Here is a 22,663-nt window from a genome sequence, read left to right as displayed (position 1 = left end):
CTGTATGCCCTTACGTTTTCTCCACCCTCACCACGCAATACGTTTTCCGAACTCAGCACGAATCACGACGAGAGTCCGCCGCCATGTACGAGTTGTCCCGGGTCCGCCTCTACTCCATCGGCCCGGCCGGTGCGCGCTATGCCGACACCGTGCTGGACCTGCGGGGCGTGGGTGATCCGGTGCCCGACCCCGCGCCCGTCCAGGCGGAGTTCTTCGAGCAGGAGCCCGCCGGGCCGCTGCGCCGCCCCGCGCCCGCCGGTGTGCTCTTCCTGGAGAACGGCGGCGGCAAGTCCGTCCTGCTCAAGCTGATCTTCTCGGTGATGCTGCCCGGCCACCGCAACACGCTCGGCGGCGCCAGCTCCGGTGTGCTGCGCAAGTTCCTGCTCGCCGACGACTGCGGGCATGTGGCGCTGGAGTGGCAGCACACGCTGACCGGCGAGTGCGTCGTCGTCGGCAAGGTCAGCGAGTGGCGCGGACGCCAGGTCTCCAACGACCCGCGGAAGTTCGCCGAGGCCTGGTACTCCTTCCGGCCGGGCCCCGGCCTCAGCCTCGACAACCTCCCGGTCGCCGAGTCCACCGCCGTACGGCCGCCCGTCGAGGGCGCGTCCGGGGCGCAGGGCAGGCGCCGCACGATGAAGGGCTTCCGCGACGCCCTCACGGAAGCGGGCAGGACGTACCCGCATCTGGAGGTGCACTGGGAGGAGATCCACGACCGCTGGAACGAGCATCTGACGGACCTCGGCCTCGACCCCGAACTCTTCCGCTACCAGCGGGAGATGAATGCCGACGAGGGTGAGGCCGCGGGCCTCTTCGCGGTCAAGAAGGACTCCGACTTCACGGACCTGCTGCTGCGCGCCGTCACCGACACCCGCGACACCGACGGACTCGCCGACCTGGTCAGCGGGTTCGGCAACAAGCTGGGTCGGCGCGCCGAGCTGATGGCCGAACGCGACTTCACCGCGGGCTCGGTGGACCTGCTCGGCCGCATCGTCGAGGCGGCCGAGGCGCGGTCACGCGCCCGGGACGTCCACGCGGGCGCCGAACGGCGCACCCGCACCCTGGCCCGGCGGCTGTCCGCGCGAGGAGTGCGGGAGCGGGTACGGGCCGCCGACCTGGCCCAGCGCGTGACCGCCGCCGCGTACGCCGTCACGCACGCCGAGGGCGCCCGCGCGCGCAGCGCCCTGATCGCCGCCGAACTCGCCTACCGGCACGCCTCGTTGGCGCTCACCGGCGCGGAGAAGGCCGCCGCCGCGCAGAAGCGTGAACTGGCCGACGCCCGCCAGTTGTTCAGCGCCTGGCAGGCGGCGGAGGCCGTGCTGCGCCACCGCGCCGCCGCCGACCGCTCCGCGCGCGTGGCCGCCGCGATCCGCGAGGCGGAGCGGGACGCCGCGCCCGCGCTCGCCGCCCGTGCCAAGGCCGCCGTCGATCTCGTACGGGCACTGCACACGGCCGCCGAGAGCGCCGAGACGCTCGCCAACGAGGAGGAGGACCGCTCCGCCGCGCTCCAGGAGGTCGGCGACGGCGCCTACCGGGACTCGACCGCCGCCGCCACCCAGGCGCAGCGCGCGCGCAGCGAGGCCGGGCATCTGCGCCAGCGGCTGAGCGAGGTCGAGCAGGAGACCGCCGAGGCCGTACGGGCGGGCTGGCTGGACGACAGCGCGCCCGACGCCGACCCGGCGCGGGCCGCGCTCGCCGCGAGCGACGCCGAGAAGACGGCCGTCGCCGCCTGGGACACCGCACGCGAGGCGTCCCGCCGGGCGACCGAGCACGCGCGCGAGGCGGCGTCCACCGAGGCCCGCGCGGAGCTGACGGCGGCCCGCGCGGCCGACGCGGCCACGGCCGCCGAGCGGGCGCACGAGGCGGAACGTCGTACGGCGCAGGCGCTCGCGGCCGAGGAGCGGCTGGCCGAACTGCTGGGCCTGTCCGGCACCGCCGCGGCGGGCGAGGGCCCGCTCGTCGCGGAGCAACTGGACGGCTTCGCCGACGAGTTGCGTGAACTGCTCGACACCTCCGTCTCCTCCGCCGAGCGGCAGCTCTTCGAGCTGCGGACCGCCGCCGCCGACGACGCGCGCATCCTGGGCGCTCTCGGTGACGGCGGCCTGCTGCCGCCGGGGCCGGACGTCCTGGCCACCGTCGAGTTCCTCGGCGAGCACGGCATCCCGGCGCTGCCCGGCTGGCGCTATCTCGCGCAGTCCGTCGACCCCGCCGACCACGCGCGCGTACTGGCCGCCCGGCCCGAGCTGGTCGACGGCGTGATCATCACGGACCCGGACTCGCACGCCCGCGCCCGCGAGGCACTCGGCGACGCCGCGCTGCTGCCGCGCTCCGCCGTCGCCGTCGGTACGGCCGCCGCGCTGCTCGCCCCCACCCCGGCCCCGGACGAGGACAGCGGCGTCTTCCTCGTACCGCCGAACCCGGCCATGCACGACGAGCTCGCCGCCGACGAGGAACGCCAGACGCTGCGCGCGCGGGCCACCGACCGGGACGAGGAGATCCGCACGCTCGCGGCCCGGCTCGGCAAGGACCGCGAACTCGCGGCCCGGCTGGCGTCCTGGCGCACCGGCTGCCCGGCCGGCCGCCTCACCGAACTCGCCACGGCCGCCGAGGAGGCGCGCGCCTTCGCCGAGGAGGCCGAGGCCGAACTGGCCGAGGCACGCGGCCTCCGGGCCGAGGCCGAGGAAGCCGCCGCCGAGGCCGCGCAGCTCCGCGACGAGCGCCAGGAGGCCGCGCAGAAGGCCCGGCGCGCCGCCGACGCGCTCTCCGGACTCGCCTTCCGACTACGGGAACGCGAGGGCTGGCAGGTCACGTTGCGCGAACTCGCCGACGAGGCGGTCGAGGCGGAGGCCCGCGCCCAGACCTGCCTCGAGCGCGCACGCGTCGCCGACGAGGACCGGCGCGCGGCCCAGCGCGCCGCCGACGACGCCCGCCGCACGGCCCGCTCACTGCGCGCCGAACGCGCCGAGATCGCGGGCGCCCCGGACGACGTACCCGAGGACGACGCCCACGCCCCGAAGGCGTCCCTGCCCGCCCTGCGCGAGGCCTACCGGGCCGCCTCCCAGGTGTACGAGAAGGTCGGCGTCGGCGCGGATCTGCGGGCCGAACAGGCGCGGGCCGAGAGCGACGAGTCCGCCGCGCTCGCCGAACTGGACCGGCTCAGCAACAAGGTCCGTACGCGCGCCGAGCAGCTCCTCACGTCCCCGGACGGCTCCGACGGCCCCTCCCGGCAGGCTGCCGCCGCGCGCGCCGAGGAGCTGGTGCAGCTCCTGGAGACCCGTATGTCCACGGCGAGCGAGCAACTCGGCCGCCTGCGCGGCGAAGCCGAGCGGCACGCGCCCGAGAACGGCGAGGCGCACACCGACCTGCCCGAGGAACTTCTCCCGCGCGACACCGAGCACGCCCAGACCCTGCTGCGCACGGCCACCGGTGAACTGGCCACCCGCACCGAGGCGCTCGGCCGGGCCCGCGAGGCCCACGCCGAACTCCTCGCCGCCCACCGGGCCGCCGAGGACGCCGCGAGCGGCTTCGACGAGGTCGCCGCGATGCTCCGCGATCTGCTGCGCGAGCAGGCCGTGGAGGAGGAGCAGGAGGAGACCGAGCCGTACCCCGGCACGCTCGACGAGGCCCGGCGCTCCGCCGCCGAGGCCCGCCGGTCGCTGCGCGGGTGCGCCGCCGACCTGTCCGCCGCCGAGGCAGGCGTGCGCGAGGCGAGCGACGTGCTCGTACGGCATGCCAACTCCACGCGGTACGAGCAGGTCCGTACGCCCGCGCGGCAACAGATCCGCGAACTGCCGGCGTCCGCGCTGCCGGAGCACGCGCAGAAGTGGGCGGAGGCCTTCGCGCCCCGGCTCAGGGTCCTCACCGACGAACTCGCGCAGCTCGAGCGCAACCGCGACTCGATCGTGGACCGGCTGCGGGGACTGGTCGAGTCGGCCCTCGCCACCCTGCGGTCGGCCCAGCGCCTCTCCCGCCTCCCCGAGGGGCTCGGCGAATGGTCCGGGCAGGAGTTCCTGCGCATCCGCTTCGAGGAACCCGACCAGGCCACGCTCACCGAACGGCTCGGCGAGGTCATCGACGAGGCGACCCGCGCGGCCGTGAAGAAGAATTCCGACCTCAGGCGCGACGGATTGTCCCTTCTGCTCCGGGGAGTCGGCGCGGCGCTCCAACCCAAGGGCGTCGCCGTGGAGATCCTCAAGCCGGACGCCGTGCTGCGCGCCGAGCGCGTGCCGGTCGGGCAGATGGGAGACGTGTTCTCGGGCGGTCAGCTGCTCACCGCCGCGATCGCGCTCTACTGCACGATGGCCGCGCTGCGCTCCAACGACCGGGGCCGCGACAAGCACCGCCACGCGGGCACGCTCTTCCTGGACAACCCCATCGGGCGCGCCAACGCGACGTATCTGCTGGAGCTCCAGCGGGCCGTCTCGGATGCGCTCGGCGTCCAACTCCTGTACACCACCGGTCTGTTCGACACGACCGCGCTCGCGGAGTTCCCGCTGGTCATCCGGTTGCGCAACGACGCGGACCTGCGGGCCGGACTGAAGTACATCCGGGTCGAGGAGCATCTCAGGCCGGGACTGCCGCAGCAGCCTCAGGCCGGAGAGGCGGTGCACAGCGAGATCACCGCGACCCGGATGTTCAAGCGGCCGACGGCGGACGTCGTGTAACGGGCGGTGTACGCGGTCACGGGCGCGGACGGCCCGCCCCGTGACCGCGGCCTCACGAGTGCGAGCGCGGCCTCACAAGCGTGACCGCGGCCTCAGGAGTGCGACCGCAGCCTCACGGGTGCGACAACTGCCCCGCACCGCCCTGCCCGCGTATGCGCTTCTGGGCCCGCGCGGCGGCCCGCGCCTGCCGACGGGCCGTACGGCGCTCGCGGCGCAGCGCACGGGCCGTGCTGCTCGGGTCCGAGACCACTCCATGGCGCTGGTTCCACACCTGGCGTGTCACCCAGACGTCGAGCACGCCCCAGGTCGCCGCCACCGTACTGGCCACGCTGCTCAGGACCATGGGGAAGGCGAGCCAGGACTCGGCCAACGTGCACAGGAAGGCGACCATCGCCTGGATCAGCGTCACCGAGATGAGGAGCACCGCCCGCACCGCGGCCGTACGCACCGGATCCGGCAACCGCCGTCGGCGCGCGGGCTCCTCGACCCACAACGGACGGCGGTACGCCGCCTCGTAGCGCGCCTCGCTCACCAACTCGTCCTCCCCACCGCCCGCAGACCGCTCGTCCCGGTGTCGATCGACACCGGCCCCCAGTGATTGCCCGGCTTGCTCCGCTTTACGCCGCCTGGGCGCGGCATGCGGCGCCTGTGGCCGATTCCGCCCCCTTCTCATAGAGGTAGACGATCGGCGTTCCGTGAAGATTCCCATCGAAAGGAAGATGTCGGCCGAGGGAGGAAATCCGGCCGACCGGCCCCGGATCCCCACCGGGAACCGTCCCCCGCGGCAGGCCGGTTCCGTGGCGGTGATCTCCCGCAATGACGTGACAACTCCCCATGTCCCATTGGCTGTTCGAGCGACGACGGGCCAGTTCGCCCCCTTCGAGATCCCTATGAGTCGGTAGTAGGCTCACGCCGTTTGCTGACGAACGTGTGTACCCCCCGTCACATCGGAGGGGCGAGCTGGGGGAGGCCATGCGCTTTCGCGGGAAGTCCATCCGCCGGAAGATCGTGGCGCTGCTTCTCGTGCCGCTGCTGTCCCTGACCTCCATCTGGGCCTTCGCGACGCTGCTCACCGGCCGTGCGGCGCAGTCGCTGTTCACCGTCTCCCGCATCGTCGAGAAGGTCGGCTACCCCACCGAGGACACCGTCCGCGTACTCCAGCAGGAACGCCGCCAGTCCCTGGTCTACCTCGCCGACCCGCGCGCCTCGGACGCCCTCGTCGCACTCCACCGCAGCCGCGCCGCCACCGACGAGGCCGTGGCCGCGCTCCGCGAGAACAGCAAGGACGGGGACCTGCACGACGACATGGGCGAGGGCACCAGCGGGCGCCTCACCTCGATCCTGGACGCCCTCGACGGCATCGGGTCGCTGCGCCGCAGCATCGAGGACGGCACCGTCGACCGCGCCCAGGCCCTCGACCTCTACAACCGCCTGGTCGCCCCCTGCTTCATGCTCCTGACCAACCTGCGCGTCCTCGACAACGTGGAGATGGACAAGCAGGGCCGGGCGATCGTCACCGTCTCCCGCGCCCGTGAACTGCTCTCCCGCGAGGACGCTCTGCTCGGCTCCGCGCTCGTCGCCGGCCGACTGACCCGCGACGACATCCACGGCGTCTCCGACCTCGCCGCTCAGCGCACCGTGCTGTACGACGTCGGCCTGCCGATGCTGCCGACCTCGGAGAGCGCGCGCTTCGAGCACTACTGGAAGGACGCCGGTACCGCGCCCTTACGCGTGGCCGAACGGACCGTCATCGACGCCGCCCCCGGCGCCCCGCACGGCGTGACCGCCAAGAGCTGGGACACGGCCGCCGGGCAGGTCCTGGCCCGGCTCGACAAGATGAGCGCCCAGGTGGACGACCGCTACCACGACCGGGTCCGCCCTCGCGCCGTCAACGTCATCGTCAAGGCGGTCGTCGCGGGCGTCCTCGGCCTCGTCGCCCTGCTGGTCTCACTGATCCTGTCCGTCCGTATCGGCCGCGGTCTCATCCGCGATCTGCGCGGGCTGCGCTTGGAAGCCCATGAGGCGTCCGGAGTGCGGCTGCCCAGCGTGATGCGCCGCCTCTCGGCGGGCGAACAGATCGACGTCGAGACCGAGGTGCCGCGCCTGACGTACGACAAGAACGAGATCGGCGAGGTCGGACAGGCCCTCAACACCCTTCAGCGCGCCGCCGTCGAGGCCGCCGTCAAACAGGCCGAACTGCGCGCCGGGGTCTCCGAGGTCTTCGTCAACCTCGCCCGCCGCAGCCAGGTCCTGCTGCACAAGCAGCTCACCCTGCTCGACGCCATGGAGCGCAGGACCGAGGACACCGACGAACTCGCCGATCTGTTCCGTCTCGACCACCTCACCACGCGCATGCGCCGCCACGCCGAGGGGCTGGTCATCCTCTCCGGCGCGGCCCCCTCCCGGCAGTGGCGCAAGCCCATCCAGCTCATGGACGTGGTACGGGCCGCCGTCGCCGAGGTCGAGGACTACGAGCGCATCGAGGTACGGCGGCTGCCCCGGGTCGCCGTCACCGGATCCGCGGTCGCCGACCTCACCCACCTGGTGGCCGAACTCCTGGAGAACGCCACGGTGTTCTCCCCGCCGCACACCGCCGTGCAGGTCGTCGGTGAGCGCGTCGCCAAGGGCTTCACCCTGGAGATCCACGACCGCGGCCTCGGTATGGCGGCCGAGGCGCTGCTGGACGCCAACCTGCGGCTCGCCGAGACCCCCGAGTTCGAACTCTCCGACACCGACCGGCTCGGCCTCTTCGTCGTCAGCCGGCTCGCCCGGCGGCAGAACGTCCGCGTCTCCCTCCAGCCGTCCCCGTACGGCGGCACCACGGCCGTCGTCTTCATCCCCGACGCGCTGCTCACCGACGACGTCCCCGACACCAACGGCATCGGCTTCCGCCTCGACCGCGCTCCGTCCGGCACCAAGGCCGGGACCGGGGAGGAGCGCACGACGGCGCGGTCCCCGAGGCCCGGCAAGCGCCCTGGTGCCGCGGCCTCGTTCCTGGACGGGCCGGTGGAGCTGGAGGCACCGGTCGGCCAGGACGTGCTCGACGGCTTCCCGGCCGCTCTCGACGTGGACGCCTTCGACACGGACCCCGTGGGTGACCTGGGCGGCATAGGGGAGCAGCACAGCGACCGCGGCGGCCTGCTCCGGCCCCGCCCGTCCCTCGTCAAGGTCCCGGACGAGCCGCACCGGCAGCCGCGCGACCGGCGGCACGAGACGGCCCGCCCCGACGGCGACGGCGATCCGGACGCCCCGGTCCCGCTGCCCCGCCGCCGGACCCCCAAGCTGGTCAGCTCCCACGGCCGCCCCGTGAAGGAAGCCGAACCGGGAGTCGACCCGGGAGGCGACGGCGAACAGGGTCCGCGCGAGCGGAACATGACGCGGCGCCGGGAAGCCGACCGGTCCTCCGGCCGCCCGGAGGAGGCCGTCGAGGAAGCCGAGCGAGAAGACAGCTCGCGCCCTCCCGCTCTGCCGCAGCGGCGCCGCACCCCGCCCCCGGCCGACCCGGACCGGACCGCCCCGCGCCGCATCCCGCGGACCGGACCGGCGGACCCGGGCCCGGACGCGCTGCCGCGTCGCGTGCGGCAGGCCAGCCTCGCCCCGCAGTTGAAGGAAGACCCCGCACAGCGCGACGACGAGCAGCCCCGCACCGCGCCCGCCGAGGGACTCGCCGAACGCGACGCCGATGAGGTCCGCAGCCGTTTCGCCTCGCTCCAGCGGGGCTGGCGGCGTGGCCGCGAGGAGAACGCCGCGGGCGACGACGCCCGGGACGACCCAGCACCAGGAACGACGAAGGGGGACGGTCGATGACCGCACCGAAGACCGCAGGGCCCACCGCGACCAGCACGCCATCGCGAGAGCTGAACTGGCTGCTCGACGACCTGGTGGCACGCGTCGCCGGTATCCGCAAGGCACTCGTCCTCTCCGGCGACGGCCTGCCCACAGGCGTCTCCAGCGAGCTGTCCCGGGAGGACAGCGAGCACCTCGCGGCCGTCGCCTCCGGCTTCCACAGCCTCGCCAAGGGGGTCGGCCGGCACTTCGAGGCCGGAGGCGTCCGCCAGACCCTCGTCGAACTCGACGAGGCCTTCCTCTTCGTCACCGCCGCCGGGGACGGCGGCTGCCTCGCCGTCCTGGCCGACGCCGCCCCCGACGTCGGCCAGGTCGCCTACGAGATGACCCTCCTGGTCAAACGCGTCGGAGCCCATCTGGGGTCCGCGCCGCGCACCGATCTGCCCTCGGGCGGGTAGTGGGACGGCATGAGCGGAGACGGTCAGGGAAGCAGTCAGTGGTTCGACGACGAGGCCGGGCCGGTGGTCCGTCCGTACGCCATGACGCGCGGCCGTACCCGGCACGCGGCCCAGCACCGCCTCGACCTGATCGCGGTGGTCTTCTCGGAGCCGCGCACGGGCCTGCCCGAGACGGACCCGGCGCTGTCCCCGGAACACATGGCCCTCGTCGAACTGTGCCGTGACACGCCGCAGTCGGTCGCCGAACTCGCCGCCGAACTCGATCTGCCCATCGGCGTGGTGCGTGTACTCCTCGGCGATCTCGTCGACCGGGAACTCGTGCGCGTGACGCGCCCCGTGCCCCCCGCCGAGCTGGTGGACGAGAACGTCCTGCGCGAGGTCATCGACGGCCTGCGCGCCCTGTGAGCCACCCCCGATATGCTCGGACCGAGCACCGACAAGCCGCATCGCGGCTCCTGATCTGCCGCGAACACCGTTGCGAACAGTGCGATCGGAGACACGGACGTGACCACGGGCTGGCAGTTCTGGGTCGACCGCGGCGGCACCTTCACCGATGTCGTGGCACGCCGCCCCGACGGGCGGGTCCTCACCCACAAGCTGCTGTCGGACAACCCCCACCGCTACGCGGACGCGGCCGTCGCGGGCGTCCGCGCGCTCCTCGACGACGGACCCGTCGACGTCGTCCGCATGGGCACCACCGTCGCCACCAACGCCCTCCTGGAACGCAAGGGTGAACGCACCCTCCTTGTCATCACCCGCGGCTTCCGCGACGCCCTGCGCATCGCCTACCAGAACCGCCCCCGTATCTTCGCCCGCGCGATCGAACTGCCCGAGCTGCTGTACGAGCGGGTCGTCGAGGTCGACGAACGCCTCGCCACCGACGGCACCGTGCTGCGCGCCCCCGATCTCGACGCCCTCGCCGGGCCGCTCCAGGAGGCGTACGACGACGGGATCCGCGCCCTCGCCGTGGTCTGTATGCACAGCCATCTGCACCCCGCCCACGAGCGGGCCGTCGGTGAACTCGCCGCCCGTATCGGCTTCCCGCAGATCTCGCTCTCCAGCGAGGTCAGCCCCCTGATGAAGCTGGTCCCGCGCGGGGACACCGCCGTCGTCGACGCCTACCTCTCGCCCGTCCTGCGCCGCTACGTCCAGCACGTCGCCGACGAACTCGCAGGCGTACGGCTGATGTTCATGCAGTCCAACGGCGGACTCACCGAGGCCGGGCAGTTCCGCGGCAAGGACGCCGTCCTGTCCGGGCCCGCGGGCGGCATCGTCGGCATGGCCCGGATGTCGCAACGCGCGGGCTTCGACCGCGTGATCGGCTTCGACATGGGCGGCACGTCCACCGACGTCTCGCACTTCGCCGGTGAGTACGAACGCGTCTTCACCACTCAACTCGCCGGTGTGCGGCTGCGCGCGCCCATGCTCGACATCCACACCGTTGCGGCGGGCGGCGGCTCGGTCCTCCACTTCGACGGCTCCCGCTACCGCGTAGGGCCGGACTCGGCGGGCGCGGACCCGGGACCCGCCTGCTACCGGGGCGGCGGCCCGCTCACCGTCACCGACGCCAACGTCATGCTCGGCCGCATCCAACGCGCCTACTTCCCACGGGTGTTCGGCCCGGACGGAGACCAGCCGCTCGACGACGCGCTCGTGCGCGACCGCTTCGCCGCGCTGGCGCGCGAGATCCGCGAGCACACCGGCGACCGGCGCACCCCCGAACAGGTCGCCGAGGGATACCTCCAGATCGCCGTCGCCAACATCGCCCATGCCGTCAAGCGGATCTCCGTCCAGCAGGGCCACGACGTGACCCGCTACGCCCTCACCACCTTCGGGGGAGCGGGCGGTCAGCACGCGTGCCGCGTCGCGGACTCCCTGGGCATCCGCACCGTCCTCGTACCCCCCATGGCCGGAGTGCTCTCCGCGCTCGGGATCGGCCTTGCCGACACCACGGCCATGCGCGAGCAGTCGGTGGAGGAACCGCTGGAGCACGCCTCGATGCCCGCGATCCTGCGGACCGCCGCGGACCTGGAGGGCGCCGCCCGCGCCGAACTCCTCGCCGAGGACGTGCCGAAGGACCGGGTCCGGACCACCCGGCGGGCCCAGTTGCGCTACGACGGCACGGACACCGCTCTCGTCGTCGAACTGACCGACCCCGACACGATGCGGCACGCCTTCGAAGAACGTCATCGCGCCACCTACTCCTTCACCCTCGACCGCCCGATCGTCGTCGAAGCCCTCTCCGTGGAAGCCACCGGCCTCACCGCACCCCCCGATCTCTCCGCCCTCGCCCCGTACGAAGGCCACCGCGCCGCGCCCGAGACCGTCCGCCTCCACACGGGCGGCGCCTGGCGCGACGTACCCCTGCACCGCCGGGAGCATCTGCCTCCCGGCGAAACCGTCACCGGCCCCGCGATCATCACCGAGGCCAGTGCGACGACCGTCGTCGACGACGGCTGGCGGGCCGTCGCGAGCGACGAGGGGCATCTGGTCATCGAACGCACGGCGATTACGGAGAGTTCCCATCTCGCTACACAAGTCGATCCGGTTCTTCTCGAGGTCTTCAACAACCTCTTCATGTCCATCGCCGAACAGATGGGCGCGCGGCTGGAGTCCACCGCCCAGTCCGTCAACATCAAGGAACGGCTGGACTTCTCCTGCGCCCTCTTCGACCCCGAGGGCGATCTCGTCGCCAACGCCCCCCACATTCCCGTCCATCTGGGCTCGATGGGCACCAGCGTCAAGGAGGTGATCCGGAGGCGTGCGGGCGCCATGCGCCCCGGCGACAGCTACGCGGTCAACGACCCCTACCACGGCGGCACCCATCTGCCCGACGTCACCGTCATCACCCCCGTCTTCGACGCCGAGGGCGAGCGGATCCTGTTCTATGTCGCCTCCCGCGGCCACCACGCGGAGATCGGCGGCATCGCGCCCGGGTCCATGCCCGCGCACAGCCGCACGATCGAGGAGGAGGGCGTCCTCTTCGACAACTGGCTCCTGGCCGAACAGGGCCGCTTCCGCGAGGAGGAGACATCGCGCCTGCTCACCGAGGCGCGTCACCCCTCGCGCAACCCGAAGACCAACCTCGCCGACCTGCGCGCCCAGATCGCGGCCAACCAGAAGGGCGTCGACGAGGTCGGCCGCATGATCGACACCTTCGGACTCGACGTCGTCCAGGCCTATATGAAGCACGTCCAGGACAACGCGGAGGACGCCGTCCGCCGCGTCATCGACGCCCTGGACGACGGTGAGTACGCCTACGAGACCGACTCCGGCGCCGTCATCCGCGTACGCGTGCGCGTGGACCGCGACAACCGCTCCGCGACCATCGACTTCACCGGCACCTCCCCGCAGTCGGCCACGAACTTCAACGCGCCCCGCTCCGTCGTCAACGCCGCCGTCCTGTACGTCTTCCGCACCCTCGTCGCCGACGACATCCCGCTCAACGACGGCTGTCTGCGCCCCCTGGACATCATCGTGCCGCCCGGCTCGATGCTCGCGCCGGAGCCGCCGGCCGCCGTCGTCGCGGGCAACGTCGAGACGTCCCAGGCCGTCACCGGCGCCCTGTACGCCGCCCTCGGGGTGCAGGCCGAGGGCTCCGGCACCATGAACAACGTGACCTTCGGCAACGACCGGTACCAGTACTACGAGACCGTGGCCTCCGGTTCCGGCGCGGGCGACGGCTTCCCGGGAGCCCCCGTCGTGCAGACCCACATGACCAACTCGCGCCTGACCGACCCCGAGGTCCTCGAAGGGAGACTGCCGGTCGTGCTCGAGGAGTTCGCGGTACGGCCCGGCAGCGGTGGCGCGGGCCGCTGGCGCGGCGGGGACGGCGCCGTGCGCCGCATCCGCTTCCAGGAGCCCATGACCGTCTCCACGCTCTCCCAGCACCGCAGGGTCCCGCCCTACGGCATGGCGGGCGGCGAGCCCGGCGCCCTCGGCGCCAACCGCGTGGAGCGCGCCGACGGAACCGTGGTGCCCCTCAAGGGCAGCGACACCACGGACGTCGGCCCCGGCGACGTCCTGGTGGTCGAGACTCCGGGCGGCGGAGGGTACGGCGCACCCTTCCCCGGACCCCTCCCCGACTGATAAATGCAGGGGACATGACACGACTCTCCGCCGCGGTACGCGGCATCGTCACCGCGCTCGCCGCCCTCCTGTCCGTCGCCTCCGCCTCCGCCACCGCCCAGGCCGCCCCCGAACCCAAGGCACCCGCGGACTTCGTGTCCCTCAGATCCGTGGACCCGACCATCGTCGAGGAGATCCGCTACTTCACCCCGCACAACTTCGTCGGCCGACGCGTCGACGGCTACCGGCAGCCCCTGTGCGTCCTCACGCGCCCGGCCGCCGAAGCCCTCCACAAGGCGCAGACGAAGCTGCTGCGTCAGGGCTACACGCTCAAGGTGTACGACTGCTACCGGCCGCAGCGCGCCGTCGACCACTTCGTACGCTGGGCGAAGGACCTCGACGACCAAAGGATGAAGGCCGAGTTCTATCCGCAGGTCGACAAGACCCGCCTGTTCGCGGACGGTTACATCGCGGAGCAGTCCGGACACAGCCGCGGCTCCACCATGGATCTGACGATCGTACGGCTCCCGGCCCGGCCGACCCACCCGTACGTCCCGAACCAGCCGCTCGTGCCCTGCTACGCACCCCAGGACGAGCGCTTCCCCGACAACTCCGTCGACATGGGGACGGGCTTCGACTGCTTCGACACCCTGGCCCACACCGACGACCCGCGGATCACCGGCGCGCAGCGCGCCGACCGGCAGCTCCTGAAGAACACGCTGGAGAACCTCGGATTCGTCAACCTCGCCGAGGAATGGTGGCACTACACCTTCAAGCCGGAGCCGTACCCCGACACCTACTTCGACTTCCCGGTCTCCCGCGCGTCGCTCACCCCTGGCCACTGAGCCGCCTTCGACGCCATCGGCTACAGTCCGCCCCGTGTCCGAATCCCCGTTCCCTTCCGTCGACTTCGCGGCGGACTCCCACTGTTCGAGCTGCGGAGCGCCCTACGGAGAGGGAGTCTCCTGCTGGCCGCGCACCTGCGCCTCCTGCGGCACGGTGGCCTACCGCAATCCCCTGCCCGTCGCGGTGGCCCTCCAGCCCGTGTACGACACCAAGGGCGCGGCCCTGGTCGTCATCACCCGCACCATCCCTCCCGCGCGCGGCGGCATCGCCCTGCCGGGAGGGTTCATCGACCAGCGCGAGGACTGGCGGCACGCCGTCGTGCGTGAGCTGAAGGAGGAGACCGGCATCGAAGCGGCCGGCCGCGAGGTGCGGCTGGCCGACGCGATGAGCTCGGCCGACGGCTATCTGCTGCTGTTCGGACTCCTGCCCGAACGCGCCGCCGCCGACCTGCCGCCGTCCGTCGGCACGGACGAGACGGAGGGCTGGCATCTGCTGCGACGACCGGCCGACCTGGCCTTCCCGCTGCACACGCGCGCGGTGCGGAGCTGGTTCGAGGGCCGGTACGGGTGAGCCTCCGGGCGGGACGAGCACACACACGCGTCCCGCCCGGCACCTGCACCTGCCTGCCCCGCGCCGCCGCTTCACCTCTGGCCGAGCCCCCGGACGCGGACCGGATGCGCGGGCTCGCCGCGGTCCTCGTCCCCGTCCCACCGGACGACCACCCCGTGGTCCTCCCACCGGCTCACATACCGCTCGACCTCCGGCTCCGCCCAGCCGTCACCCGCGTCCCGCGCCACCACCCCGCCACCGGACCGTCCCGGCGCAGGCGCCCAGGCCTCCAACTCCAGGCCTCCGTCCGCCCCTTGCACGGGCAGAACGACGCCCGCGCGCGCGAGCACCGGAATCCGTGACAACGGCGCGTCGACCACCACCCGGCCGGGCCCCTGGAACACCTCCTCGGTCACCGTGTCGTACCAGCGCCCCCTCGGCAGCGGCACCGTCCGCCGGGTCGCGCCGGGCTCCAGCACCGGCGCCACCAGGAGACCCTCGCCGAGCAGAAACGCGTCCCCGCAGTCCCGCAGCGTCCGGTCCCCGGGCGTGTCCCACCACAGGGGCCGCACATAGGGCGCACCCGTGCGGCGCGCCACATACGACAGCGTGACGAAGTACGGCAACAGACGCCGCCGTCGCATGAGCGCCTCGCGCGCATGCGCGAGGACCTCGTCGCCGAACTCCCAGGGCTCCCGACGCCCGGCCCGCAGGCTCGCGTGCGTACGGAACAGCGGCAGGTACGAGCCGAGTTGGAACCAGCGCAGATACAGCTCCGGCGACGGGCTCCCGTCGAAGCCGCCCACATCAGGGCCGGAGTACGGCACTCCGCACAGCCCGAGCCCCATCACCAGCGACAGCGAGGCGCGCAACCCCGGCCACCCGGTGGCGACATCCCCGGACCAGGTGCCCCCGTACCGCTGCATGCCCGCCCACCCGGACCGCGAGAAGAGGAACGGCCGCTCCTGCGGAGCGAGTACGCGCAGGCTCTCGTACGCGGCCCGGGCCATGCACAGCGCGTACACGTTGTGGGCCTCGCGATGGTCGCCGCCGTGCCCTTCCAGCGCGTGCCGGGCCGAGCGGGGCAGGGTGTTCTCCCCGAAGGCCGTGAACGACACCGGTTCGTTCATGTCGTGCCAGAACCCGGCGAAGCCCTGCGCGAGACGCTCCTCGTAGTGCCCGCCCCACCACCGCCTCACGCGCGCGTGCGTGAAGTCCGGGTAGACGGACTCCCCGGGCCATACGACCCCTTGGACCACCCGGCCCGACGCGTCCCGTACGAACGCGTCCTCGGCCGCGCCGCTGTCGTACACAGGGTCGCCCGGCTCGGCCTTGACCGCGGGGTCGACGATCGACACCAGGCGGATCCCGTCCCGGCGCAGCTCCTCGGCGAGCACCGGCAGATTCGGGAAGCGGTCCCGGTCGACCGTGAACACTCGGTGACCGTCGTAGTGGTCGATGTCCAGATGGACGGCGTCCAGCGGAAGCCCGCGCTCCCGGTAGCCCGCCACGATCCGCCGCACCTCCGCCTCGCTGTCGAAGCCCCACCGCGCGTGATGGTGCCCCAGCGCCCAGGCCGGCGGCAGGGCGGGCGCGCCGGTCAGCGACGCCCAGACGCGCAGCACGCGCGCGGGGGTGCCCACCATCACCCAGCACCGCAGCGGGCCGCCGTCCATGCGCAGTTCGCAGCTTCCCGCCCGGTCGTGCCCCGACCCCGCACCCTCCTCGCCCTCGCGCAAGGTCACCGTGCCGTCCCACGGCGTGTCGTGGAACACCAGGTGTGTGCCCGCGTCGGCGACCACCAACTGCACCGGCATGGTGAGGTACAGCGGGTCGTCGCCGGGGACGAAGGGCCGGCCGGGGTCCGTGTTCCACAGCCGGTAGCTCCCCTCGGTCAGCCGCGGCCCCGCGGACCGCCCGCCGAGCCCGAAGAACCGCGCGTCCGGCGCCACTTCGGACCGCTGCATCCAGCGCGCGGCACCCCCGCCCACCGGTTCCCACCAGCGGGGCGGCAGATCCCGGCGCAGCGTCACCCCGCCCGGCGTACGCACCTCGATCGCGCCCTGCCGCGACACCGCGACCGTGACGCGCTTCGCCACGACACGCCAGCCCCCGTCCTTGTCCGGCTCCAGCACCACCCGCCGGTCCGGCTCGGGACCATGACCGGCGAGCGCGTACGACGGCTGCGGACCGGCCCCGTCCCAGCCCCAGAACACGGCCCCGTTCACCGCGACCGTGATCCGCAGCTCGGAGCGGGCGAAGCGGACGACACCGCCGCCGGGCTCGGGCCGCACCTCTTGCAGGGCGCCGGGCACCCGGGCCCGTTCCGCCCCCCGCCGCGGCAGTCCGGCGGCGTCGGCGCGCCTCCTGCGCCACGCGGCCCGTACCGTGCGCAAGCCCCGCACGGCACCCCACGAACCGACCGCCTTCACCGAACGCACCAGGTCACGACCGTCCATTCGCTCACCCTGCCATGGACCTCCCCGTACGGCGGCATCGTTCAACTGCCGTTCACCCAGGGCAGGAGCACATCGTCATGAGGCCAACTATGTGTGGCGCACCCTGGTGCAGAAGTCGATCACATGGCATCGTCCCTGTCAGCCGCGTGACGCGCACACCTCAGCCGTGCGCGGACACACGCCCACCACGCGTACAGTCCGGGAGCCGCCCCATGACCTCAGCGAACCCCATGCCGCTCTGGCAGCCCGACGCCGACCGCATCGCACGGGCACAGATCACCAGGTTCCAGGCCTGGGCGGCCGACCACCACGGAGCCCCCCGCGAAGGCGGCTACGCCGCCCTGCACCGCTGGTCCGTGGACGAGCTGGACACGTTCTGGAAGGCCGTCGCGGAGTGGTTCGGCGTACGGTTCTCCACGCCGTACACGCGCGTGCTCGGCAGCCGCGCCATGCCCGGTGCCACCTGGTTCCCCGGCGCCACCCTGAACTACGCCGAACACGCCCTGCGCGCGGCCGACACCCGCGCGAACGAGCCCGCCCTCCTGGCCGTCGACGAGACCCACGAGCCCCGCCCGGTCACCTGGTCCGCACTGCGCCGCCAGGTCGGCTCCCTCGCCGCCGAACTGCGCGCCCTCGGCGTCCGCCCCGGAGACCGAGTCAGCGGCTACCTCCCCAACATCCCGCAGGCCGTCGTCGCCCTCCTCGCCACGGCCGCCGTCGGCGGGGTGTGGACCTCCTGCGCCCCCGACTTCGGCGCCCGCAGCGTCCTGGACCGCTTCCAGCAGGTCGAACCCGTCGTCCTGTTCACGGTCGACGGCTACCGCTACGGCGGCAAGGAGCACGACCGCCGCGACGTCGTCACCGAACTGCGCCGCGAACTGCCCACCCTGCGTGCCGTCGTCCACATCCCGCTGCTCGGCACGGACGCCCCCGAAGGGGCCCTGGACTGGGCGGCCCTGACCTCGGCGGACGTCGAGCCGGTCTTCGAGCAGGTCCCCTTCGACCACCCGCTGTGGGTGCTGTACTCCTCGGGGACGACCGGACTGCCCAAGGCCATCGTCCAGTCCCAGGGCGGCATCCTCGTCGAGCACCTCAAGCAGCTCGGCCTGCACTGCGACCTCGGCCCCGAGGACCGCTTCTTCTGGTACACCTCCACCGGCTGGATGATGTGGAACTTCCTCGTCTCCGGCCTGCTGACCGGCACCACGATCGTCCTGTACGACGGCAGCCCCGGTCACCCCGACACGGGCGCCCAGTGGAGCATCGCCGCACGCACCGGCGCCACTCTCTACGGCACGTCCGCCGCGTATGTCATGGCCTGCCGCAAGGCAGGCGTGCACCCGGCGCGCGACCACGACCTCGCGCGCGTGCGCTGCGTGGCGACGACGGGCTCGCCGCTGCCGCCGGACGGCTTCGCCTGGCTGCACGACGAGGTCGGCGAGGACCTGTGGATCGCCTCCGTCAGCGGCGGTACGGACGTGTGCTCCTGCTTCGCGGGAGCCGTACCGACCCTCCCGGTGTACATCGGCGAACTCCAGGCGCCAAGCCTCGGCACCGACCTCCGGTCCTGGGACCCCAGCGGCAACCCCCTGATCGACGAGGTCGGCGAACTGGTCGTCACCAACCCGATGCCCTCCATGCCGATCCGCTTCTGGAACGACCCCGACGGCAGCCGCTACCACGACAGCTACTTCGACATGTATCCGGGAGTGTGGCGCCACGGGGACTGGATCACCCTGACCTCCCGCGGCTCCGTGATCATCCACGGCCGCTCGGACTCCACCCTCAACCGCCAGGGCGTCCGCATGGGTTCGGCCGACATCTACGAAGCCGTCGAGCGCCTCCCCGAGATCAAGGAATCCCTCGTCATCGGCGTGGAACAGCCCGACGGCGGCTACTGGATGCCCCTCTTCGTCCACCTGGCCCCCGGAGCCGTCCTCGACGAGACCCTCCTGAACCGCATCAAACAGACCATCCGTGAACAGCTCTCGCCCCGGCACGTCCCCGACGAGGTCATCGAGGTCCCGGGCGTCCCGCACACCCTCACGGGCAAGCGCATCGAGGTCCCGGTCAAACGTCTCCTCCAGGGCACCCCCCTGGACAAGGCCGTGAACCCGGGCTCCATCGACAACCTCGACCTCCTCCACTTCTTCGAGGACCTCGCCCGCAAGCGGGAGTGACCCGCCCCGCGGGCACCCCGCCAGCCCCCTCGCCACCGCGGCCGACCGGCGTTGTCAGTGCCTCCCGTTACTGTGAGTGAGCATTGATCGACCGCATGCAGGGGGAACCATGCCGTACACCGAGCACGACACCGTGCGACGCGTCCTGCGCCGCGAAATCGCGGGAACCATCGGTCTGCTGACCGACGAGGACGACTTCACCGCGATGCGGCGCTACCGCACCTTCGCCTTCGACGACCACACGACCTATCTCCGACAAGTGGAAGCCCTGCTCAAGAGCCTTGCCGAGCAGGGCAGTCACACCACGGTCGCCCTCTTCGACCCACAGGAGTACGCGGACTTCTGCGCCGACAGCGGCCTGGAACCCGACGACCCGGCCAGCCGTAGCCGCTTCACAGCGGAACTGGCCGCCCTCGGACCCACCGTCCCCTACGACGGCCGGCCTCTGGACGAACTCGTCCCGGACCTGGTCGACGAGGCCGTACGACAGGCCACTTGGCAGTACGCGACCTCTGTGCTCGCCCACCTCGGCCCCTGCGCCGCCTGCGGCGAGGACATCGGACACGCCGCCTTCGCCCGAGCGACCCGGCTCCTCGGCCGCATCCTCGACACCGCGAGCCCCGGCCACCACCACCTCGTGTGCAGCGTCTCGACCGCACCCGAGTCCCTCGTCGCGGCGCTGCACGCAGACGGGGACCTTGACGGCACGACCCAGCTCGACCAGACCCAGGCCCTCGAGTTCACCACCGTCCTCGCCCTGGGCATCGCCACCCGCTGCGCGGGCGGACTCGTCATGCGCACCATCGCACCGGGCACGGCGGACCGCGTCTACGGCTGGCGCCTGCGCGCGGAGCGTCTCGAACCCCTCAGCGCGGGAGAGGTCTTCGACGCCTACTGCACCGACGTCGAATCCGGCGATCTCATCTCACCGGAGTCCAACGTCGACTACTGCGCACCACCCGACCTCGGGGACGAAGGACCGGCGAGCCACACCCACGGCACGGACGAGCCGGACCCACCGAGGCACGCATGAACCGCACCCACTGAACACCGACCGGCGCCCGAACACACGCGGGGCGCCCCACCCGCAGGTGGAGCGCCCCGCCCGCAGGCGGAGCGCCCCGCCCTATGAAGCCGACGGCTACTCGCCGGACAGCACCGCCTGCGCAGCCCGGCGCGCCCCGTCGGCCGAGTCGGCGGCCCGCGCCGCCGCCGCGGCACGCTCGCACTGCGCCAGCGTGTACTTCGCCAGCGTCCCCCGGACATAGGGAATCGACGCCGCACCCATGGACAGGGAGGTGACACCCAGACCGGTCAGCACACACGCGAGCAGCGGATCCGACGCGGCCTCACCGCAGACCCCGCAGCTCTTGCCCTCGGCCTTCGCCGCGTCCGCGGACAGCGCGACCAGGTCGAGCAGCGCGGGCTGCCACGGATCCTGAAGCCGCGAGAGCGCGCCCACCTGGCGGTCGGCGGCGAACGCGTACTGCGCGAGGTCGTTGGTCCCCAGCGACAGGAACTCGACCTCCTGGAGAATCGAGCGCGCTCGCAACGCGGCGGACGGGATCTCCACCATGGCGCCGAACTTCGCATGCAGCCCGGCCTCGCGGCAGGCGTCCGCGAACGCCTTCGCGTCGGTGCGGTCGGCGACCATCGGCGCCATGACCTCGAGGTAGACCGGCAGCCCCGACGCGGCCTGCGCGAGCGCGGTCAACTGCGTCCGCAGCACCTCGGGGTGGTCGAGCAGCGTCCGCAGACCGCGCACGCCGAGCGCCGGGTTCGGCTCGTCCGCCGGAGTCAGGAAGTCCAGCGGTTTGTCCGCGCCCGCGTCCAGCACCCGCACCACGACACGGCCCTCCGGGAAGGCCTCGAGCACCTGCCGGTACGCCTCGACCTGCTTCTCCCGTGACGGCGCCTTCCGGTCGTCGTCCAGGAACAGGAACTCCGTACGGAACAGACCGACGCCCTCGGCCCCGGCCTCGACGGCGGCCGGCACATCCGCGGGGCCACCGATGTTCGCCAGCAGCGGCACCTTGTGACCGTCGGCGGTGGCCCCCGGCCCGGTCGACGCCGCCAGAGCGGCCTTGCGCTCGACGGCCGCCGCCGACAACTGCGCCTTCTTCTCGGTGCTGGGGTTCACGAAGACCTCGCCGGTACTGCCGTCGACGGCGATCACCGTGCCCTCGGTGAGCTCACCGGCACCCGCGAGCGCCACCACGGCGGGGACACCGAGCGCCCGGGCCAGGATCGCGCTGTGGCTGGTGGGCCCACCCTCCTCGGTGACGAAGCCGAGGACCAGGGTCGGGTCCAGCAGAGCCGTGTCGGCGGGCGCGAGATCACGGGCGACGAGGACGTACGGCTCGTCGCTGTCCGGGACACCCGGCATCGGCACCCCGAGCAGCCGGGCGACGATACGGTTCCGCACGTCGTCGAGGTCGGCCACGCGACCGGCCAGGTACTCCCCGGCGGCGGCCAGCAGTTCGCGGTACGCGGCGAAGGCGTCGTACACCGCTCGCTCCGCCGTGCTCCCGACGGCGATACGGCGCTCCACGTCCGCCATCAACTCGGGGTCCTGCGCCATCAGGGCCTGGGCTTCCAGCACGGCCTGGGCCTCGCCCCCCGCCAGGTTGCCGCGCGCGACGAGATCGGCGGCCACCGCTTCGACGGCCTGGCGCGCGCGCCCCTGTTCGCGTTCCGCGTCGTCCGTCGGAATCTGTTTGGCCGGCGGTTCGAGCACCGCCGTCCCCATATGCCGAACCTCGCCGATCGCCAGGCCGTGACTCACACCGACGCCTCGCAGCGTTGTCTCCATCTCACCCGTCTCCGAATCACGCGGCGGGTCCGCCACCGCGATGGTTGTCTGCGTCGTGTCTCAGTACGGTGTGCCTCGGTACGGCGTCGGCGTCACCGCCAGATGAAGAGCTGGGCGCCCGCCGTCACTTCGCCGTCCTCGAGAAGACCGGAAAGGGAATCCGCCGTGGCCTCGAGCGCCACGACCGGGCACACCGGAGACCTTCCGGCCTGCTCCACGGCAGCCGGGTCCCAGCACACGATCGCCTGACCGCGCGTCACGGTGTCGCCCTTGTGGACCAGTACCTCGAAGCCCTCACCGTTGAGTTGCACGGTGTCGATGCCCAGGTGCGTCAGTACACCGTGACCTTCCGCGTCCACGACGACGAACGCGTGCGGATGGAGCGAGACGAGAACCCCGTCGACGGGAGAGACGGCCGCCGAGGGCTCACGTACGGGGTCGACCGCGGTACCCGGCCCGACCATCGCGCCTGAGAAGACGGGGTCCGGCACGGCGGCCAGTCCGATCACGCGTCCTGTGACAGGGGACGTCACGGTGGTCATGGGAAGCCTCCCGACGGTGGAGTTCAACCGGGCGGCCGTCACTGTGTGTCCCGGACGGCGCACTGTGCATGCAGCGTATGTCAGATGAAGTGCCGGTTCCTTATAAGACGTAGGGGTTGGCGACCCGGGGAGACGGCTCAACTGGTTTGCGTGGGCTCCGCGCCCCGTGTACTGTCGTACCCCTGCCTGGGGCTGAGCGACGCGATCGAGCGTCCTGGCCGGGCAGCATCCAACTCGTCAGTCCCTCTCTCAGAGGTCGTTCCGCATGCCTGCGGAACGGTGGTCAGAGAGGCGGGAAAACA

The 22,663-nt window shown here is 72.5% G+C and carries 13 protein-coding genes; 9 read left to right on the top strand and 4 right to left on the bottom strand.

What is annotated here, in order from left to right:
* Positions 1–83 precede the first annotated feature (83 nt).
* Positions 84–4,661 carry a coiled-coil domain-containing protein gene (locus NGF19_RS07525; protein WP_252423277.1) on the top strand — a complete coding sequence of 1,526 codons (4,578 nt, stop codon included), beginning with the start codon at positions 84–86 and terminating at the stop codon, positions 4,659–4,661.
* A 112-nt stretch (positions 4,662–4,773) separates the two neighbouring features.
* On the opposite strand, the gene NGF19_RS07520 is transcribed toward NGF19_RS07525, so the two are convergent.
* Positions 4,774–5,334, bottom strand: coding sequence for a hypothetical protein (locus tag NGF19_RS07520; protein WP_372505612.1), 561 nt, complete (start codon positions 5,332–5,334; stop codon positions 4,774–4,776).
* Between the two features lie 299 nt (positions 5,335–5,633).
* On the opposite strand from NGF19_RS07520, the gene NGF19_RS07515 reads away from it, so the two are divergent.
* The 6 genes from NGF19_RS07515 to NGF19_RS07490 all read left to right on the top strand — a co-directional run bounded on the left by NGF19_RS07515 (position 5,634) and on the right by NGF19_RS07490 (position 14,389).
* Positions 5,634–8,468: a nitrate- and nitrite sensing domain-containing protein gene (locus NGF19_RS07515; RefSeq protein WP_252423270.1), complete on the top strand. Its 2,835-nt coding sequence runs from the start codon at positions 5,634–5,636 to the stop codon at positions 8,466–8,468.
* On the top strand, positions 8,465–8,905 hold the full coding sequence (locus NGF19_RS07510; protein WP_252423268.1) for a roadblock/LC7 domain-containing protein: 441 nt from the start codon (positions 8,465–8,467) through the stop codon (positions 8,903–8,905). The genes NGF19_RS07515 and NGF19_RS07510 overlap by 4 nt, the downstream gene beginning before the upstream one ends.
* A gap of 9 nt (positions 8,906–8,914) precedes the next feature.
* Complete coding sequence (locus tag NGF19_RS07505; RefSeq protein ID WP_252423267.1) at positions 8,915–9,310, top strand: DUF742 domain-containing protein; 396 nt, start codon at positions 8,915–8,917, stop codon at positions 9,308–9,310.
* A gap of 99 nt (positions 9,311–9,409) precedes the next feature.
* Positions 9,410–12,994: a hydantoinase B/oxoprolinase family protein gene (locus NGF19_RS07500; RefSeq protein WP_252423266.1), complete on the top strand. Its 3,585-nt coding sequence runs from the start codon at positions 9,410–9,412 to the stop codon at positions 12,992–12,994.
* 14 nt (positions 12,995–13,008) lie between these two features.
* Positions 13,009–13,818, top strand: coding sequence for a M15 family metallopeptidase (locus tag NGF19_RS07495; RefSeq protein WP_252423264.1), 810 nt, complete (start codon positions 13,009–13,011; stop codon positions 13,816–13,818).
* Positions 13,819–13,852: 34 nt separating this feature from the next.
* A complete protein-coding gene (locus tag NGF19_RS07490; RefSeq protein WP_252423262.1) occupies positions 13,853–14,389 on the top strand; it encodes an NUDIX domain-containing protein in 537 nt (178 codons plus the stop codon).
* Positions 14,390–14,460: 71 nt separating this feature from the next.
* Here the strand turns inward: NGF19_RS07490 and NGF19_RS07485 are convergent, their stop codons facing one another.
* Positions 14,461–16,827, bottom strand: a complete 2,367-nt coding sequence (locus tag NGF19_RS07485; protein WP_252423260.1) for a glycoside hydrolase family 31 protein — start codon at positions 16,825–16,827, stop codon at positions 14,461–14,463.
* 212 nt (positions 16,828–17,039) lie between these two features.
* Here NGF19_RS07485 and NGF19_RS07480 point away from each other — a divergent pair, with 212 nt between their 5' ends.
* Together NGF19_RS07480 and NGF19_RS07475 are read left to right on the top strand one after the other, a co-directional pair.
* Positions 17,040–19,007: an acetoacetate--CoA ligase gene (locus NGF19_RS07480; protein WP_252423258.1), complete on the top strand. Its 1,968-nt coding sequence runs from the start codon at positions 17,040–17,042 to the stop codon at positions 19,005–19,007.
* 109 nt (positions 19,008–19,116) lie between these two features.
* Positions 19,117–20,040, top strand: coding sequence for a DUF8829 domain-containing protein (locus NGF19_RS07475; RefSeq protein ID WP_252423256.1), 924 nt, complete (start codon positions 19,117–19,119; stop codon positions 20,038–20,040).
* Between the two features lie 108 nt (positions 20,041–20,148).
* Here the strand turns inward: NGF19_RS07475 and ptsP are convergent, their stop codons facing one another.
* A complete protein-coding gene (ptsP, locus tag NGF19_RS07470; RefSeq protein ID WP_252423254.1) occupies positions 20,149–21,819 on the bottom strand; it encodes a phosphoenolpyruvate--protein phosphotransferase in 1,671 nt (556 codons plus the stop codon).
* Positions 21,820–21,911: 92 nt separating this feature from the next.
* Positions 21,912–22,361 (bottom strand): PTS sugar transporter subunit IIA, encoded by a 450-nt coding sequence (locus tag NGF19_RS07465; protein WP_252423252.1) that lies wholly within the window; start codon positions 22,359–22,361, stop codon positions 21,912–21,914.
* Between the last annotated feature and the right edge of the window lie 302 nt (positions 22,362–22,663).

Source organism: Streptomyces macrolidinus, from assembly GCF_023887685.1.
Classification (GTDB): domain Bacteria; phylum Actinomycetota; class Actinomycetes; order Streptomycetales; family Streptomycetaceae; genus Streptomyces; species Streptomyces macrolidinus.
Note: the sequence above shows the minus strand (reverse complement) of the source record. Positions and strands in the feature narration are given on the sequence as shown.